The following is a 15326-nucleotide window of genomic DNA, read 5'->3' as shown; positions in this document are numbered from 1 at the left end:
GCGAGTTCCTTCGCGCCCCCCTCTGTCCTGCCGGACATCTCCCCCACTTGGGGGGAGATTGGCAGTTTCGGCGCCCTGCTCAATCCTAGGACGTCGGAGATTGGCGAAAGCGGAGGTGACGTGCAATCTCCCCCCTTGTGGGGGAGATGTCCGGCAGGACAGAGGGGGGCGCCGTAGAGCGCCAGCGTCGCTCCGATCCCACCTCTCCACTACTCCATTGCGCGCGAGCATGATCTTCTCCCGAAGACCGCCACCTCGCCCTATTTGCCCGGCACGAGCGCCAGGGCGCGGATCGGGCTGCCGGTGCCGTGCTCGATCTTGAGCGGGGCGGCGATCAGGATCGCGCCTTTCGGCGGCAGCTGGTCGAGGTTGCAGAGGCTGGCGAGGCCATAGCGATTGGCTTTGTGCATCAGCGTGTGCGCCGGGAAAGGCGGCTCCATGCCGCCGGCCTTGCCGGCATCGGTGCCGATCGTCTCCGAGCCCCAGCCCTTGATGTCCTTGCTGATCAGGAACTGGATGGCTTCCGCCGTCGGGCCGGGCGTGTGCGGGCCGGTCTCGTTGGCATTAAGGAACTCGGCTTCCGAACCGTTGCGCTTGTACCAGTCGGTGCGCATCACCACCCATTCGCCGGCATTGATGGCGCCGTGCTCGGCCTCCCACGCCTTGATGTGGTCGACGGTGAGAAGGAAATCGTGATCGGCGGCGGCTTCCACTGAACAGTCGATGACATTGACCGGACCGACGAAATTCTGCGCCGGAATGGTGTCGGTGGCGCCGTCTGGATAGTCCTTGCCGGTGATCCAGTGCTGCGGCGCGTCGAAATGCGTGCCCGAATGCTCGCCGAGCTTCAGCCAGTTCCAGGCCCACCACGGACCGTTCTTGTCATACTTTGAAATGGGGTGGATCTCGACCTTCGGCGTGTCGACGGCGAGTTCCGGCGGCAGCTTGATCAGTGGCGTGTTGGGCCCGAGCGGCGCCGACAAGTCGACCACCTTGATGGCGCCCGAAAGCAGCTGGCCGGCGACCTCGCCGAGGAGTTTCTGCGTATCCATTGTCTTCGTTCCCTCTTGTTCCGTGCTCATCAAGGCTCGTTGCGGCCCTTAATATCCTACTAGACGAAAACATATGCATCTGCAATTATCTTTAAGCATAAAGCATTTTGGGGCAGGGCGTGAGCGAGTTCGACGCCATCTTTGTTGGGGCGGGCCACAACAGTCTGGCCTGCGCCGCGCATCTGTCGCTCAAAGGCTGGAAAACCGCAGTTTTCGAGCGCAACACAACTATCGGCGGCGCGGTCCGGACCGCGGAATACACGCTTCCCGGTTTCAAGCACGACTTCGGCGCGATGAACCTGAGCCTGTTCGCTGGCTCTCCCTTCCATCGGAAATATGCAAATGAATTGAAAAGCCACGGGCTGGAATTTTCGCCCGTCGCCGACTGTTTCGCCAGCGCTTTCCCGGATGGAAGATGGTTTGGCGTCAGCAACGATCTCGAGAAGACGACATCGCGGCTCGGCACCTTCTCCGCGGCCGATGCCGCTACATGGCGCCGGCTGGTCGAGGCCTTTCCAGGCGAGGCGGAGCATCTGTTCCCGCTGCTCGGATCGCCGATGAGCCCGCGTGCGCTTGCCGGCACGGCCTGGAATCTTTGGCGCAAGAAAGGCATTGGCGGTGCGCTCGATACCGGCCGCTTGTTGCTGTCTTCACCCCGCGCGTGGCTCGAGGACAATTTCGAGACGCCGCATGTGCAAACCACGCTCGCCGCCTGGGGCATGCATCTCGACTTCGCCCCAGACATCGCTGGCGGCGCCGTGTTCCCCTATCTGGAATCAATGGCCAACCAGAGTTTTGGCATGGTGCTCGGCAAGGGCGGCGCCGACACCATCATCCGCGCGCTTGTCGGCATGGTCAAAGCGGCCGGCGGCAAGATCATGGGCGGCGCGGAGGTGGCGGAGATCACCGTCGCCGGCGGCCGCGCGACCGGCGTGCGGCTCGCCTCCGGCGATTTCCATGTCGCCAGCAAGGCCGTCATTGCCGGCGTCGCGCCCAAGGCGCTGACTGGCAAGCTGTTGCCGAACGGATCCGGCGATGCCGGGTTCGACGCGGCGATGAAAAAGTTCCGCCATGCGCCGGGCACGATGATGATCCATTTGGCACTGGACGATCTGCCGGACTGGAGCGCCTGCGCCAAGCTTCGCCACTTCGCCTATGTGCATCTGGCGCCGTCGCTCGATGCCATGTCGCGCACCTATCAGCAGGCGATTGCCGGCGTGCTGCCCGATCAGCCGGTGCTCGTCGTCGGACAGCCGACTGCCGTCGATCCGTCGCGGGCGCCAGAAGGCAAGCACGTTCTCTGGGTCCAGGTGCGCGTGCTGCCGGCAGAAATCCTTGGCGATGCCGCCGGCAAGATCGCGCGCGGTTCCTGGGACGCGGTCAAGGACGCCTATGCCGAGCGCGTGCTCGACATCATCGAGAGCTACGCGCCTGGTTTGCGCCAGAAGATCCTCGGCCGCGCGATCTTCTCGCCGCTCGACCTCGAGCGCGAGAATCCGAACCTCGTCGGCGGCGACCAGATTTGCGGCAGCCACCATTTGGCGCAGAACTTTCTCTTCCGTCCGGCGCGCGGCTTCGCGCGCTGGAACACGCCGGTGTCGAACCTCTACCTCACCGGCGCCGCGACATGGCCCGGCGCCGGCACCGGTGCCGGATCCGGCTTCATGCTGGCGCAACAGCTGGGAGGGCACTAGCAGCAGAATTCGAGGATGGACAAGGCGCGGTTGCCCACCAGACCTTGCGAATGAACAACGCCGCGCGACAATGAAAGTCAAAAACCGACACCAACAAGGGGAACGACCATGACCATCAACAGACGCGATTTGCTTGGGTTTGGCGCGGCAGCGCTTGGCGCGGCGACACTCGGACTGCCGAAGGCAGCCAAGGCGGCGGACGATCTCACCGTTGCCTACAACGTCAACCTGCCATCCTGGGACCCGACGACCGGGCCTTCGGCGGTGAACCCGACCATCCAAGGCCTCTACCAGTCGGTCTTCGACCAGTTCATCCCGCAGAAGCCGGACCTTTCCTTCACACCCGGCCTGCTCACCGAATGGGGTTGGAACGACGATCGCAGCAAGGTGACGATGACGGTCCGCGACGGCGTGAAATGGCATGACGGCTCGCCCTTCACCGCCGAGGACGTTGTCTGGTCGCTGCAGCGGGCGGGCGACGAGAAGACCGGCAATCCGATCCAGTTCGTCTGGAAGAACGTCAACAACTTCAAGATCGACGGCAACAAGATCACCGGCGACGTCGTGCAGTTCGATCCGGTCTATTTCAAATGGATGTCTTTCCTGACCGGCTACATCATGCCGAAGGCCTATTACGAGAAGGTAGGCGCGGAAGGCTTCGAGAAGGCGCCGATCGGCACCGGGCCCTATATGGTCGACAAATTCGAGCGCAACGCCTTCCTGCGGCTGAAGGCCAATCCGAATTACTGGGGTGCCAAGCCAGCCTTCGAGAACGTGACGATCAAGTTCGTCACCGACGCGGCAAGCCGCGTCGCCGAGGTCGAGTCCGGCTCCTCGCAGGTGACGCTCGAAATCCCCTATGAAGAATATGACCGGCTGATCGCCAAGGACGGACTCGCCGGCTCGATCAAGAATGTCTCCGACATCGGCATGATCTTCTTCAACGACATCGAGGCGATGCTCGACAAGAACGTCCGCCAAGCGGCTGTGATGGCGGTGGACAAGGAGCTCTTGGTCAAGCGGCTGCTGCGCGGCTACGGCCAGCCGATCGCCACGCTGGAGACGCCGGAATACACGGCCTTCGACGCGTCGATCAAAGTCGAGCACAATCCGGAAAAGGCCAAGGAACTGCTCGCCGCTTCAGGGTATTCGCCCAAGAAGCCGGTCAAGTTCACCATCCAAACGACCAAGGGCTTCAAGCCCAAGGATTATGAGATGATCCAGGCGATCGTCGGCATGTGGCGCAAGGTCGGCATCGAGGCCAATATCGAGGTCTACGAGATCGCCAAGCATTACGAGCTGCGGGCCGCCGACAAGCTGGCGCCGGCCGCCTTCTACAACTGGGGGAATGCGATCGGCGATCCGACCACCTCGACCGGCTTTGCCATGTATGGACCTAGCCCGCATTCGGTGTGGGACAGCCAGGACCTGATCGACATGATCAATCCGCTGTGGGGCGAGAAGGACGAGGCCAAGCGCATCGCCGGCTGGAAGGCCGTCGACAAATACATCGCCGAGCAGGCCTATGTGCTGCCGCTGATGCAGTATGCTCAGCCGATCGTGCACTCGAAGAAGGTCAATGTCGTGCAGCATGTATCGGGCGCGCTGCTGCCGGCGCTGATGACCCCGGCCTGATGACATCTGAGAAGCTGCGCTGGCGCAGCGCACCTTCTCCAACGACGCAGGCCCCCTCATCCGGCCGGTGAGGGGCCGAATGCATTAGGCTCAGCGAGCATGCTGCTGCAGAGATTTCTTGTTCGTCTGATGACGATGCTGGTCACACTGTTCGGCGTCGCCGTCGTCGTCTTCGTCGTCATCCGCGTGGCGCCCGGCGACCCGATCGCGATGATGCTGCCACCCGGCGCCAGCAATGACGACATAGCGCGTCTGCGCGCGCTCTATGGGCTGGACAAGAGTATTGCGCAGCAGTTCTTCATCTGGCTCGCCGGCGTGCTGCATGGCGATTTCGGCACTTCGATCTCGCTGCGCCAGGATGTGCTCGGCCTCGTCTTCAACCGGCTGCCGGCGACGTTGGAATTGGCCACCGTCGCGCTGTTGATGGCGGTGGCGATCGGCGTCTCCGCTGCGATCCTCGGTGCGCGTTCGCGTGGCACGGCCGTCGAAGCCGGCATCGACATCGCCAGCGGCGCGACGCTCTCCATCCCCGATTTCCTGTGGGGCCTGGTGCTGATCCTGCTGTTCGGCGTGCTCATCCCGGTGTTCGACATTTCCGGTCGAGTGTCACCGCAACTCGACCTGCCCTTCGTCACCCAGTTCTATCTCGCCGAGAGCATTCTCAGGCTCCGCTTCGACCTCACCCGGGACCTGCTCAAGCACATGCTGATGCCGGCGATCGCGCTGGCGTTGCCGCTGGCGGCGATCATCGCGCAACTCCTGAAACAGTCGCTGAAGGAAGTGCTCGACCTCGACTATGTCGTGCTCGCGCGGGTCAAAGGCTTTTCCGAAACGCAGGTTATCCTGCGCGAGGCGTTGAAGAACGCGGCGCTGCCAACGCTGACGCTGGTGGGCGTGCAGTTCACCTTCCTGATCGGCGGCACGGTCATCGTCGAGCGGCTGTTCTCCTATGAGGGTCTCGGCAATATGGCGATCGATGCCGTCATCAACCGCGACCTGCCGCTGATCCAGGGCATCGTGCTGGTCTTCGCGCTGCTCTTCGTGCTGATCAACCTTGCCGTCGACATGATGTATGCGCTGCTCAATCCGAGGCTGCGTCATGGATGAGGCGCGCATTTCGCGACGGCGCTTCAGCCCGCGGCTATGGCTGGCCGGCGGCTGGCTTCTGCTGGCGCTGCTTGCGGCCATCTTGGCGCCGCTGATCGTACCGCAAGATCCGCTGGCGCAGGACCTGATGCTCGAGCGTCTGCCGCCCTTCTGGCTCGATGGCGCCGAGCCCGGTTATTGGCTGGGCACCGACAGCCTCGGCAGGGATCTCCTGTCACGACTGATCTTCGGCGGCCGCATCGCCTTCATCGTCGCCTTCGCCGCGGCGGCGTCCGCCTGCATCATCGGCTCGGCGCTCGGGCTCATTGCCGGCTATTTCGGCGGTTGGGCCGACCGCGTCATCTCGCGCATCGTCGATGTCTGGATGGCGTTCCCGCCGGTGCTGTTCGCGATCCTCCTGGTCGCGGTGCTGGGCACCGGCTTGAGCTCCGTCATCATCGCCATCGCCGTCATCGACTGGACGCGCTTCTGCCGCGTGATCCGCGCCGAGGCGATGGGTCAGGCGCGCATGGACTATGTCGAGAGCGCGCGCATCGCCGGCTATGGCCGCATCGGCATCATGCTGCGCGAAGTCCTGCCCAATGTGCTGCCGTCGGTGGTGGCGCTCTTGTCGCTTGAGATGGGCATCGCCGTCATCGTCGAGGCAATCCTCTCCTTCGTCAATCTGTCGATCTCGAGCGACGATCCGACCTGGGGCGGCATCATCGCCGAGGGCCGGCTGTCGATCCACCAGGCTTGGTGGGTGCTGGTGTTCCCGCTGATCACATTGATCCTCACCGTGCTGTCCTTCAGCCAGTTCGGCGAAGGATTGAAGGCGCGATTCGATCCGGTGCTGCGATGAGCGCCAATATGGAACCATGCCTCGAAATCCGCTCCTTGAGCGCCGTGCTGTCCAACGGCCAGCGCGTGCTGCGCTCGGTGTCGCTCACCGTGCAGCCGGGCGAAGTCCGCGCGCTGGTCGGCGAGAGCGGCGCCGGCAAGACGATGATTGGCAAGGCGGTGCTCGGCGTGCTGCCGAAGAGCGTGCGCATCGTCGAGGGCGAGATGCTGATCGAGGGCGAGGATCTCGGCCGCCTCGATGCGAAGGCGCGGCGGACGCTGATCGGCGCGCGTACCGCGCTGATCCCACAGGACCCGCTCACCGCGCTCAACCCGTCGCGCCGCATCGGCCCGCAGATGATCGACCGGCTGGTGCGCATCCTCGGCTGGAGCGGCGAGAAGGCAGACAAGCGTATCCGGCAGTTGCTCGACGAGGTGCAGATCCGCGAGCCCGAGCGTGTTCTGAAATGCTATCCGCACGAACTCTCCGGCGGCATGCGCCAGCGCGTGCTGATCGCGGCCGCTTTCGCCGCCGAGCCCAGGCTGATGGTCGCCGACGAGCCGACGACGGCGCTGGACGTGACCGTGCAGAAGCAGATCCTGCGCCTCATCGCGCAATTGCAGCGCAACCACGGCACGGCGCTTCTGTTCGTCACGCACGATCTCGGTGTCGTCGCCAAGATCAGCCAGAAAGTGTCGGTGCTCTATGCCGGCAAGGTGGTCGAAGAAGCCGCGACCCCCGACCTGTTCGCATCGCCGCAGCACTCCTACACGCGGGCGCTGATCGCGGCGACGCCGCGCTATACCGATCCCTACGCATCGCTGAAGCCGGTGAACGAAACCGTGCTGGCCGGGCTCGCGGACGAGATCGCGGGCGCCGACAGGGCGTGGAGGCCAAGCCATGGCTGAGCCACTGTTTTCCGTCCGCGGGCTGAAGGTGGCGCTGCCCGACATGACGCGCAAGCCGCTGATCGGCCGGGCGCCACTGGCCGAGATCCTCAAAGGACTGGACTTCGACCTGCCCAAGGGATCGGTGACCGGCATCGTCGGCGAATCCGGTTCCGGCAAGTCGACGCTCGGCCGCGCGCTGGTGCGGCTGATCGAGCCGAGCGCCGGCTCGATCTGCTTCGAAGGGCGAGACATCGGCCATCTTTCGGAAGCGGAGCTCAGACCACTGCGTCGCGACCTGCAGATGATCTTCCAGGACCCGATGTCCTCGCTCAACCCGCGGCACACCATCTTCAACATCATCGCGGCACCCTTGAGGCAGAACGGGCTTGGCGACCGGCTGAAGGAGCGCGTGGCGGAAGCCCTGCAGCGCGTCGGCCTGCCGCAGAGTTTTGTCGGCCGCTACCGCCACGAGCTGTCCGGCGGGCAACGCCAGCGCGTCGGCATCGCACGGGCGCTGGCGCTGTCGCCGAAATTCGTTCTGGCCGACGAGATCGTCTCCGGCCTCGACGTCTCGACGCAGGCACAGATCCTGACGCTGCTGGAAAAGCTCGCGGCCGAGATGGGGCTGACGGTCGCCTTCATCAGCCATGATCTGTCGGTGATCCGGCGGCTCTGCCGGCAAGTCATCGTCATGCGCGAGGGAAGGATCGTCGAAGCCAGCGCAACCGACGTGCTCTTCGACAATCCGAAGGAGACTTACACGCGCGACCTGCTCGCTGCCATCCCGCTGCCTGAGATCGATGCGGACTGGCTGCAGCCGCCTGCAAAGGCGCCGGCATGAGAAAGTCAAACCTTGTCCGCACACCGAACAGCGGGCCTCGGATGTGCATGGGAGCAAAGTCAGCCCGCCAATGGAGGTTGACATGAAATACGCAAGAAGCGGCGCAATGCTCGGCGCAATCCTGTTCGGCTCAATGGGAACGGCTTCGGCCGACTCGATCCCCGGCATGCGCGGCCACGACCATACCGGCGTCACCGTGCCCGACATGAAGCAGGCCGTCGACTTCTTCACCAATGTGGTCGGTTGCAAGAAGGCGATGTCCTTCGGCCCGTTCGCCGACGACAAGGGCACCTTCATGCAGGACCTGCTCGGCGTCGATCCAAAAGCGGTAATCGAGGAGATCACCCTGGTGCGCTGCGGCTATGGATCGAACATCGAATTGTTCAAATACACCGCGCCCGACCAGAAGGACCTGACGCCGAAGAACAGCGACATCGGCGGCTTCCATATCGCCTTCTATGTCGACGATGTCGCCGCCGCGAAGGCCTATCTCGACGCCAAGGGCGTGAAGACCAGGATGGGTCCTCTGCCGGTCAAAGAAGGACCGGCCGCCGGTCAAACCATCCTCTACTTCCAGGCGCCCTGGGGACTGCAGCTGGAAGCGATCAGCTATCCCGACGGCATGGCTTACGAGAAAGGCGCCGAGACTGTGCTGTGGAGTCCCAAAGATCCAGCCAAGTGAGCTGATCGCGCCGCAATTGTTCAATTATGAAACTTTAAGCTTGAAATAATTGCCGGCAGGCGCGATACTGATGTTGGAACCGCCGGCCCCTCGGCGGTCCCTGATGCCCATTGAGCGTTTGACGCAATTCCGGACGGGAAACCGCTACGCACTTTCCCTGGAATTGCTCTAGAGGAGATCGCAAGACATGAAGGTTGCGGTTCTCGGCGGCGGACCGGCCGGCCTCTATTTTGCCATCTCGCTGAAGCTGCGCGACGCCGCGCATGACGTGACGGTCTACGAGCGCAACCGCCCCGACGATACGTTCGGCTGGGGTGTGGTGCTGTCGGCCGAAACGCTGGAGAACCTGACCAGGAACGACCCTGTCAGCGCGGTCTGGATCAGGAAGCATTTTGCCTACTGGGACGACATCGCCGTCATTCATGACGGCGTGCGCACGGTGTCGACCGGCCACGGCTTCTGCGGCATCGGCCGCAAGCGGCTTTTAATTCTGCTCCAGCGCAGAGCGCGCGAGCTCGGCATCAAGATGATGTTCGAGACCGAGATTTCCGATCCCAGGCCGTTCATGGAAAGGCACGACCTTGTCGTTGCGGCCGACGGATTGAATTCGAAGTCGCGCGCCACCTTCGCCAACGTTTTCAAGCCCGACATCGACACGCGCAAATGCAAGTTCGTGTGGCTCGGCACCACGCAGAAATTCGACGACGCGTTCACCTTCATCTTCGAAAGGACGCAGCATGGCTGGGTGTGGGCGCATGCCTACCAGTTCGACAGCGAGACCGCGACCTTCATCGTCGAATGCAGCGAACAGACCTGGGCTGCCTTCGGTTTCGGCGCGATGACGCAGCAGGAATCGATCGCTGTCTGCGAGCGCATTTTCGAAAAGCATCTCGGCGGCCATTCGCTGATGACCAATGCCAATCACATCAGAGGTTCGGCCTGGATCAACTTCCCGCGCGTGCTTTGCGAGCGCTGGTCTTACAAGAATCTGGCGCTGATGGGCGACGCGGCGGCATCGGCGCATTTCTCGATCGGCTCCGGCACGAAGCTGGCCCTGGAGAGCGCCGTCGCGCTCGCCGACTATGTCGAGTCCGAGTCCGACCTCGAAGCGGCCTTCCGCAAATACGAAGATGCTCGCCGCACCGAGGTGCTGAAACTGCAATCGGCGGCGCGCAACTCGCTCGAATGGTTCGAGGAAGTCGAACGTTATCTCGGGTTGGATCCAGTTCAATTCAACTATTCGCTGCTCACCCGCTCGCAGCGCATCAGCCACGAGAACCTTCGTCTGCGCGATGCCGACTGGCTGGCGGGCGCGGAGGAATGGTTCCAGCGCAAGGCCGGCGCCGGCGGCAACATGCTGCGCCGCGCGCCGATGTTCGCGCCATTCAGACTGCGCGAGATGGCGCTCACGAACCGCATCGTCGTCTCGCCGATGGCCCAGTACAAGGCGGTCGACGGCTGCCCGACCGACTGGCATTTCGCCCACTATGCCGAGCGCGCCAAGGGCGGGGCCGGGCTCGTTTATATCGAGATGACTTGCGTCAGCCCGGAGGGACGCATCACCCCTGGCTGCACCGGCTTCTACAAGCCCGAGCATGAGGTCGCCTGGAAGCGGCTGGTCGATTTCGTCCACGCCGAGACCGAAGCCAAGATCTGCGCCCAGATCGGCCATTCAGGCCCGAAGGGCTCGACTCGCCTCGGCTGGGAAGGAACGGACGAGCCGCTGCCCTCCGGCAACTGGCCGGTGATAGCGCCTTCAGCCGTGCCGTGGTCGCCACAGAATCAGGTGCCGAAGGCGATGAACCGCGCCGACATGGACCTTGTGCGCGACCAGTTCGTCGCCTCGGCGGAGATGGCCGAGCGCTGCGGCTTCGACATGCTGGAGATCCATGCCGCGCATGGCTATCTGCTCTCCGCCTTCATCACGCCGCTGACCAACAGGCGCACCGACGACTATGGCGGCTCGCTGGAGAACCGCATGCGCTATCCGCTGGAGATCTTCCACGCGGTGCGCGCCGTGTGGCCGGCCGAAAAGCCTATCTCGGTGCGCATCTCCGCCAATGACTGGGTAGGGATCGAAGGCGTCACGCCGGCCGATGCGGTCGAGATCGCCAAGCTTCTGCATCAAACCGGCGTCGATCTCTGCGACGTCTCGGCCGGCCAGACCACGATCGCCGCGAAGCCGGTCTATGGCCGCATGTTCCAGACGCCGTTCTCCGACCGCATCCGCAACGAGGTCGGCATGGCGACGATGGCGGTCGGCAACATCTACGAGCCGGACCACGCCAACTCGATCCTGATGGCCGGACGCGCCGATCTGGTGGCGCTGGCTAGGCCGCATCTCAGCGATCCCTATTGGACGCTGCATGCGGCGGTCGCCCTCGGCGATCGCGGCGTCAAATGGCCGGATCCTTATCTACGCGGACGCGACCAGATCTACCGGCTGGCCGAACGCGAAGCGGCGGCGGGGCTGAAGGTATGAGCGCATTTATGTTTTCACGTCGGCGCTGCCCCTCATCCGCTTGCCGGCACCTTCTCCCCGTGAAGGACGGGGAGAAGGCACAAGCTCAAACGCTGGCGGCCCCCTCTCCCCGTCCTTCACGGGGAGAGGGTAAGGGTGAGTGGCAGCGCCTTGCCTGGAGGACTGGCGCATGATCGCCGGCAAGCATGCGCTGGTCACCGGCGGCGGCTCCGGCGTCGGCCGTGCCATCGCACTGGCGCTGGCGGAAGCCGGCGTCGAGGTCACCATCTGCGGGCGCCGCAAGGCCGCGCTGAATGAAGTCACGAAGGCAAACGACCGCATCTTCGGCATCGGCGCCGATGCCACCGACGAAGCCGACATGACGGCGCTGTACGAGAAGGCCGAGGCGGCGCGCGGTCCCTTCGAGATCGTCGTCGCCAATGCCGGGATGGCTGCCAGTGCGCCGGCTTACAAGACCTCGCTCGCCGACTGGCGGCGCACGCTTGACGTCAACCTCACCGGCGCTTTCCTGACCGTGAAGCCAGCGCTTAACGGCATGCTGGCGCGGAAGACAGGCCGTGTCGTTTTCATTGCCTCGACCGCCGGACTGAAGGGCTACGCGTATGTCGCGCCCTACGTAGCGGCCAAGCATGGCGTCGTCGGGCTGATGCGGGCGCTCGCAGCCGAGACCGCCAAGTCCGGCATCACCGTCAACGCCATCTGCCCGGGTTTCGTCGAAACCGACATGCTGGAGGACTCCATCCAGCGCATCATCGAGAAGACCGGCCGTTCCGCCGATGAGGCACGCGCGAGCCTTTCGGCTGCGAACCCGCAGGCACGTTTCATCCAGCCGGAAGAGGTCGCCGCGACGGTGCTCTGGCTCTGCAGCGATGCTGCGCGGTCGATCACCGGACAGGCGATCTCGGTCTCGGGAGGCGAGACATGGTAGCGGGACCGACGTCTATCGGGCCGGGCAAGGACAGGTTGCGGCTGTGGATCCGCCTGCTGCGTGCTTCGCGCACGATCGAGGCCGAGCTGCGCGAGCGGCTGAAGAAGGAGTTCGACACCACGCTGCCGCGCTTCGACGTGATGGCGGCGCTCTACCGCTCGCCGGAGGGCATGCTGATGAGCGACCTGTCGCGATTCCTGCTGGTGTCGAACGGCAATATCACCGGCATCGTCGACAGGCTGGCCTCCGAAGGGCTGGTGACGCGCGCGCGCCGCAACGGCGACCGCCGCACCTCGATGGTGCGGCTGACCGAGGAAGGCGCAAAGTCCTTCGCGGCAATCGCCGCGGCGCATGAGAACTGGGTCGGCGAGCTGCTCGGCACTGTCAGCGAGGACGAAGCGCGCCGGCTGACCGGCATGCTGAAATCGTTCCGCAGCAATTGGGAGGGACGCGAATGAGCGCCATGACCAAGCTCAAGCCGAAGCACTTCCTCTGGGAGGTGGAAGGCAGGGTCGCGAAGGTCCGGCTCGACCGGCCTGAGCGCAAGAACCCGCTGACCTTCGACAGTTATGCCGAGCTGCGCGACACTTTTCGCGATCTCGTCTACGCCGATGATGTCGACGCCGTGGCGTTCCTGCCCAATGGCGGCAGTTTCTGCTCGGGCGGCGATGTCCACGACATCATCGGACCCTTGGTCAAGATGGACATGAAGGCGCTGCTCTCCTTCACGCGCATGACCGGCGACTTCGTCAAGGCGATGCTGAATTGCGGCAAGCCGATCATCGCGGCGGTGGATGGTGTCGCCGTCGGCGCCGGCGCGATCATCGCCATGGCCTCCGACATCCGCATCGCGACGCCGGAAGCAAAGACCGCCTTCCTGTTCACCCGCGTCGGCCTTGCCGGGTGCGACATGGGCGCCTGCGCGATCTTGCCCCGCATCATCGGCCAGGGCCGCGCCGCCGAACTGCTTTACACCGGCCGCACGATGAGCGCGGCCGAAGGCGAGCGTTGGGGGTTCTACAATCGGCTGGTCGATGCGGCGGGGCTCGAGGCCGACGCGCTCGAGATGGCAGCGCGCATCGTCTCCGGCCCGACCTTCGCGCACGGCATCACCAAGACGCAGTTGAACCAGGAATGGTCGATGGGTCTCGACCAGGCGATCGAGGCGGAAGCGCAGGCACAGGCGATCTGCATGCAGACCGGCGATTTCGAGCGCGCCTACAAGGCGTTCGTGGCCAAGGAAAAGCCGGTGTTCGAGGGGAATTGAGGATGGCTCTTTTAACGGAGACGTTGGCGGGACAGCGCCCCCCTCTGTCCTGCCGGACATCTCCTGCACAAGGGGGGAGATTAGCTGTCATCTCTGCCTTCGCCAATCGCCAAGGTCGCAACAATGAGCGGGGCGCCAAAACTGCCAATCTCCCCCCTTGTGGGGGAGATGTCCGGCAGGACAGAGGGGGGCGCCGTAGAGCAGAGGCCTTGAAGAGTAGCGGAGGCACCGATGCCTGACCGTTCCTTCCTTAACTGGCCCTTCTTCGAAGACCGCCACCGCCAGCTCGCCGAGCAACTCGACGCCTGGTGTGCCAAGAACCTGCCCGTCGATCACCACGATGTCGACGCGGCCTGCCGCAACCTCGTCTCCATGTTCGGCCGCGACGGCTGGCTGAAGCCGACGGCGCTCGACCCCGACAAGCCGGGGCCGCTCGACGTGCGTACGCTCTGCATCACGCGCGAGACGCTGGCGCGCCATGACGGGCTCGCCGACTTCGCCTTCGCCATGCAGGGACTTGGCACCGGCGCGATCTCGCTGTTCGGCACACCGGAGCAGCAGCGCTGGCTGCAAAAGACGCGGGCGGGCCAGGCGATCGCAGCCTTTGCGCTGTCGGAGCCGCGCTCGGGATCGGATGTCGCCAACATGGAGATGGCGGCTGTCCGCGACGGCGATTGCTATGTGCTTTCGGGCGAGAAGACCTGGATCTCCAATGGCGGCATTGCCGACGTCTATATCGTCTTCGCCCGCACCGGCGAGGCGCCCGGCGCCAAGGGAATTTCCGCTTTGATCGTGCCTGCGGACATCAAAGGCCTTGGCATCGCCGAACGATTGGAAGTTATCGCCCCGCATCCACTCGCGCGGCTCTCGTTCGACAATGTGCGCGTTCCGGCTTCCGCCCTGATCGGCAAACCCGGCGACGGTTTTCGGATCGCCATGTCGGTGCTCGACGTCTTCCGCTCGACGGTGGGCGCCGCAGCGCTCGGCTTTGCTCGAAGAGCGTTGGACGAAAGCATCAAAAGGGTGTCCGAGCGAAAACTGTTCGGCGCGCCGATGGCCGAACTGCAGATGGTGCAGGGCCACATCGCCGACATGGCGCTGGATGTCGACGCCGCTGCCCTGCTCGTCTATCGCGCCGCCTGGACCAAGGATATGGGCGCCGCTCGCGTCACTCGCGAGGCGGCAATGGCCAAGCTGTTCGCCACGGACACCGCGCAGGAAGTGATCGACAAGGCGGTGCAGCTGCATGGCGGCGACGGCGTGCGCAAGGGCCACATCGTCGAGAGCCTCTATCGCGAGATACGCGCGCTGCGCATTTATGAGGGCGCTTCCGACGTGCAGAAAGTGGTGATCGCCAGGCAAGTGATGGGAGCGGCGTGAGATCATGCTTGCGGACCGCATTTCACTTAAGGGAGGCTAGACATGCACACGATCCTGCAGCCGGAAGGCTGGGCCAAACCGATCGGCTATGCCAACGGCGTTGCCGCGCGTGGCCGGCTGGTCTTCATCGGCGGCCAGGTCGGCTGGAATGCCGAGTGCCGGTTCGAGACCGACGATTTCGTCGATCAGGTGCGCCAGACCCTCACCAATGTCGTCGCCGTTCTCGCCGAGGCCGGCGGGGAGCCGCAACACATCACCTCGATGACCTGGTATTTTACCGACAAGGCCGAGTACCTCGCTAACCTCAAAGGGATCGGCGAAGCCTACCGCGCCGTCATCGGCCGGCATTTTCCGGCGATGGCCGCCATGCAGGTGGTGGCGCTGGTCGAGGACCGGGCGAAGGTGGAGATACAGGCAATCGCAATTATTCCGGAGTGAGCCGGAGGCGCTACGGGCTTCTATTTCGCAATGGCCTGAAGCCGCGAAGGCGGCTACGCCAACTCGGCGCTGACGCTCGAGGGATCGTATCTGCCTTCCGTCCGTCAGCA

The 15326-nt window shown here is 64.2% G+C and carries 14 protein-coding genes; 13 read left to right on the top strand and 1 reads right to left on the bottom strand.

Features of this window, described 5'->3' with window-relative positions; translation table 11 throughout:
* Positions 1-260 precede the first annotated feature (260 nt).
* Positions 261-1052, bottom strand: coding sequence for a cyclase family protein (locus tag P9228_RS04460; RefSeq protein WP_278052507.1), 792 nt, complete (start codon positions 1050-1052; stop codon positions 261-263).
* Between the two features lie 119 nt (positions 1053-1171).
* On the opposite strand from P9228_RS04460, the gene P9228_RS04455 reads away from it, so the two are divergent.
* The 13 genes from P9228_RS04455 (at position 1172) to P9228_RS04395 (ending at position 15216) form a co-directional block, all read left to right on the top strand.
* The gene (locus tag P9228_RS04455) at positions 1172-2746 is read left to right on the top strand and encodes an NAD(P)/FAD-dependent oxidoreductase (protein ID WP_278052506.1); all 1575 of its coding nucleotides are present in this window, start codon (positions 1172-1174) and stop codon (positions 2744-2746) included.
* 108 nt (positions 2747-2854) lie between these two features.
* On the top strand, positions 2855-4381 hold the full coding sequence (locus tag P9228_RS04450; RefSeq protein WP_278052504.1) for an ABC transporter substrate-binding protein: 1527 nt from the start codon (positions 2855-2857) through the stop codon (positions 4379-4381).
* Between the two features lie 99 nt (positions 4382-4480).
* Complete coding sequence (locus tag P9228_RS04445) at positions 4481-5488, top strand: ABC transporter permease (RefSeq protein WP_127241716.1); 1008 nt, start codon at positions 4481-4483, stop codon at positions 5486-5488.
* Positions 5481-6329, top strand: coding sequence for an ABC transporter permease (locus P9228_RS04440; RefSeq protein ID WP_127241715.1), 849 nt, complete (start codon positions 5481-5483; stop codon positions 6327-6329). Before P9228_RS04445 ends, P9228_RS04440 begins: the two co-directional genes overlap by 8 nt.
* An 8-nt stretch (positions 6330-6337) precedes the next feature.
* Entirely contained in the window at positions 6338-7216 is an 879-nt protein-coding gene (locus P9228_RS04435; RefSeq protein WP_278052501.1) for an ABC transporter ATP-binding protein, read from the top strand.
* Positions 7209-8039 (top strand): ATP-binding cassette domain-containing protein, encoded by an 831-nt coding sequence (locus P9228_RS04430; protein ID WP_278052500.1) that lies wholly within the window; start codon positions 7209-7211, stop codon positions 8037-8039. The genes P9228_RS04435 and P9228_RS04430 overlap by 8 nt, the downstream gene beginning before the upstream one ends.
* A gap of 82 nt (positions 8040-8121) precedes the next feature.
* Positions 8122-8721, top strand: coding sequence for a VOC family protein (locus tag P9228_RS04425; protein WP_245460783.1), 600 nt, complete (start codon positions 8122-8124; stop codon positions 8719-8721).
* A 187-nt stretch (positions 8722-8908) separates the two neighbouring features.
* On the top strand, positions 8909-11203 hold the full coding sequence (locus P9228_RS04420; RefSeq protein WP_278052499.1) for a bifunctional salicylyl-CoA 5-hydroxylase/oxidoreductase: 2295 nt from the start codon (positions 8909-8911) through the stop codon (positions 11201-11203).
* A 169-nt stretch (positions 11204-11372) separates the two neighbouring features.
* Complete coding sequence (locus P9228_RS04415) at positions 11373-12131, top strand: SDR family NAD(P)-dependent oxidoreductase (RefSeq protein ID WP_278052498.1); 759 nt, start codon at positions 11373-11375, stop codon at positions 12129-12131.
* Positions 12125-12589: a MarR family transcriptional regulator gene (locus P9228_RS04410; protein ID WP_278052497.1), complete on the top strand. Its 465-nt coding sequence runs from the start codon at positions 12125-12127 to the stop codon at positions 12587-12589. Before P9228_RS04415 ends, P9228_RS04410 begins: the two co-directional genes overlap by 7 nt.
* Entirely contained in the window at positions 12586-13398 is an 813-nt protein-coding gene (locus P9228_RS04405) for an enoyl-CoA hydratase family protein (RefSeq protein WP_278052496.1), read from the top strand. The genes P9228_RS04410 and P9228_RS04405 overlap by 4 nt, the downstream gene beginning before the upstream one ends.
* Positions 13399-13629: 231 nt before the next feature.
* Positions 13630-14778 carry an acyl-CoA dehydrogenase family protein gene (locus tag P9228_RS04400; protein WP_278052495.1) on the top strand — a complete coding sequence of 383 codons (1149 nt, stop codon included), beginning with the start codon at positions 13630-13632 and terminating at the stop codon, positions 14776-14778.
* Positions 14779-14820: 42 nt separating this feature from the next.
* On the top strand, positions 14821-15216 hold the full coding sequence (locus tag P9228_RS04395) for a RidA family protein (protein WP_067003651.1): 396 nt from the start codon (positions 14821-14823) through the stop codon (positions 15214-15216).
* Positions 15217-15326 lie beyond the last annotated feature (110 nt).

Origin of the sequence: Mesorhizobium sp. WSM4898, assembly GCF_029625845.1 — a bacterium.
In the GTDB taxonomy this organism is placed as follows: Bacteria; Pseudomonadota; Alphaproteobacteria; order Rhizobiales; family Rhizobiaceae; genus Mesorhizobium.
Note: the sequence above shows the minus strand (reverse complement) of the source record. Positions and strands in the feature narration are given on the sequence as shown.

Coding starts and splice junctions, on each gene's coding strand:
- P9228_RS04460 (WP_278052507.1), bottom strand. CDS start 1,052: ATGGATACGCAGAAACTCCTCGGCGAGGTCGCCGGCCAGCTGCTTTCG.
- P9228_RS04450 (WP_278052504.1), top strand. CDS start 2,855: ATGACCATCAACAGACGCGATTTGCTTGGGTTTGGCGCGGCAGCGCTT.
- P9228_RS04445 (WP_127241716.1), top strand. CDS start 4,481: ATGCTGCTGCAGAGATTTCTTGTTCGTCTGATGACGATGCTGGTCACA.
- P9228_RS04440 (WP_127241715.1), top strand. CDS start 5,481: ATGGATGAGGCGCGCATTTCGCGACGGCGCTTCAGCCCGCGGCTATGG.
- P9228_RS04435 (WP_278052501.1), top strand. CDS start 6,338: ATGGAACCATGCCTCGAAATCCGCTCCTTGAGCGCCGTGCTGTCCAAC.
- P9228_RS04430 (WP_278052500.1), top strand. CDS start 7,209: ATGGCTGAGCCACTGTTTTCCGTCCGCGGGCTGAAGGTGGCGCTGCCC.
- P9228_RS04425 (WP_245460783.1), top strand. CDS start 8,122: ATGAAATACGCAAGAAGCGGCGCAATGCTCGGCGCAATCCTGTTCGGC.
- P9228_RS04420 (WP_278052499.1), top strand. CDS start 8,909: ATGAAGGTTGCGGTTCTCGGCGGCGGACCGGCCGGCCTCTATTTTGCC.
- P9228_RS04415 (WP_278052498.1), top strand. CDS start 11,373: ATGATCGCCGGCAAGCATGCGCTGGTCACCGGCGGCGGCTCCGGCGTC.
- P9228_RS04410 (WP_278052497.1), top strand. CDS start 12,125: ATGGTAGCGGGACCGACGTCTATCGGGCCGGGCAAGGACAGGTTGCGG.
- P9228_RS04405 (WP_278052496.1), top strand. CDS start 12,586: ATGAGCGCCATGACCAAGCTCAAGCCGAAGCACTTCCTCTGGGAGGTG.
- P9228_RS04400 (WP_278052495.1), top strand. CDS start 13,630: ATGCCTGACCGTTCCTTCCTTAACTGGCCCTTCTTCGAAGACCGCCAC.
- P9228_RS04395 (WP_067003651.1), top strand. CDS start 14,821: ATGCACACGATCCTGCAGCCGGAAGGCTGGGCCAAACCGATCGGCTAT.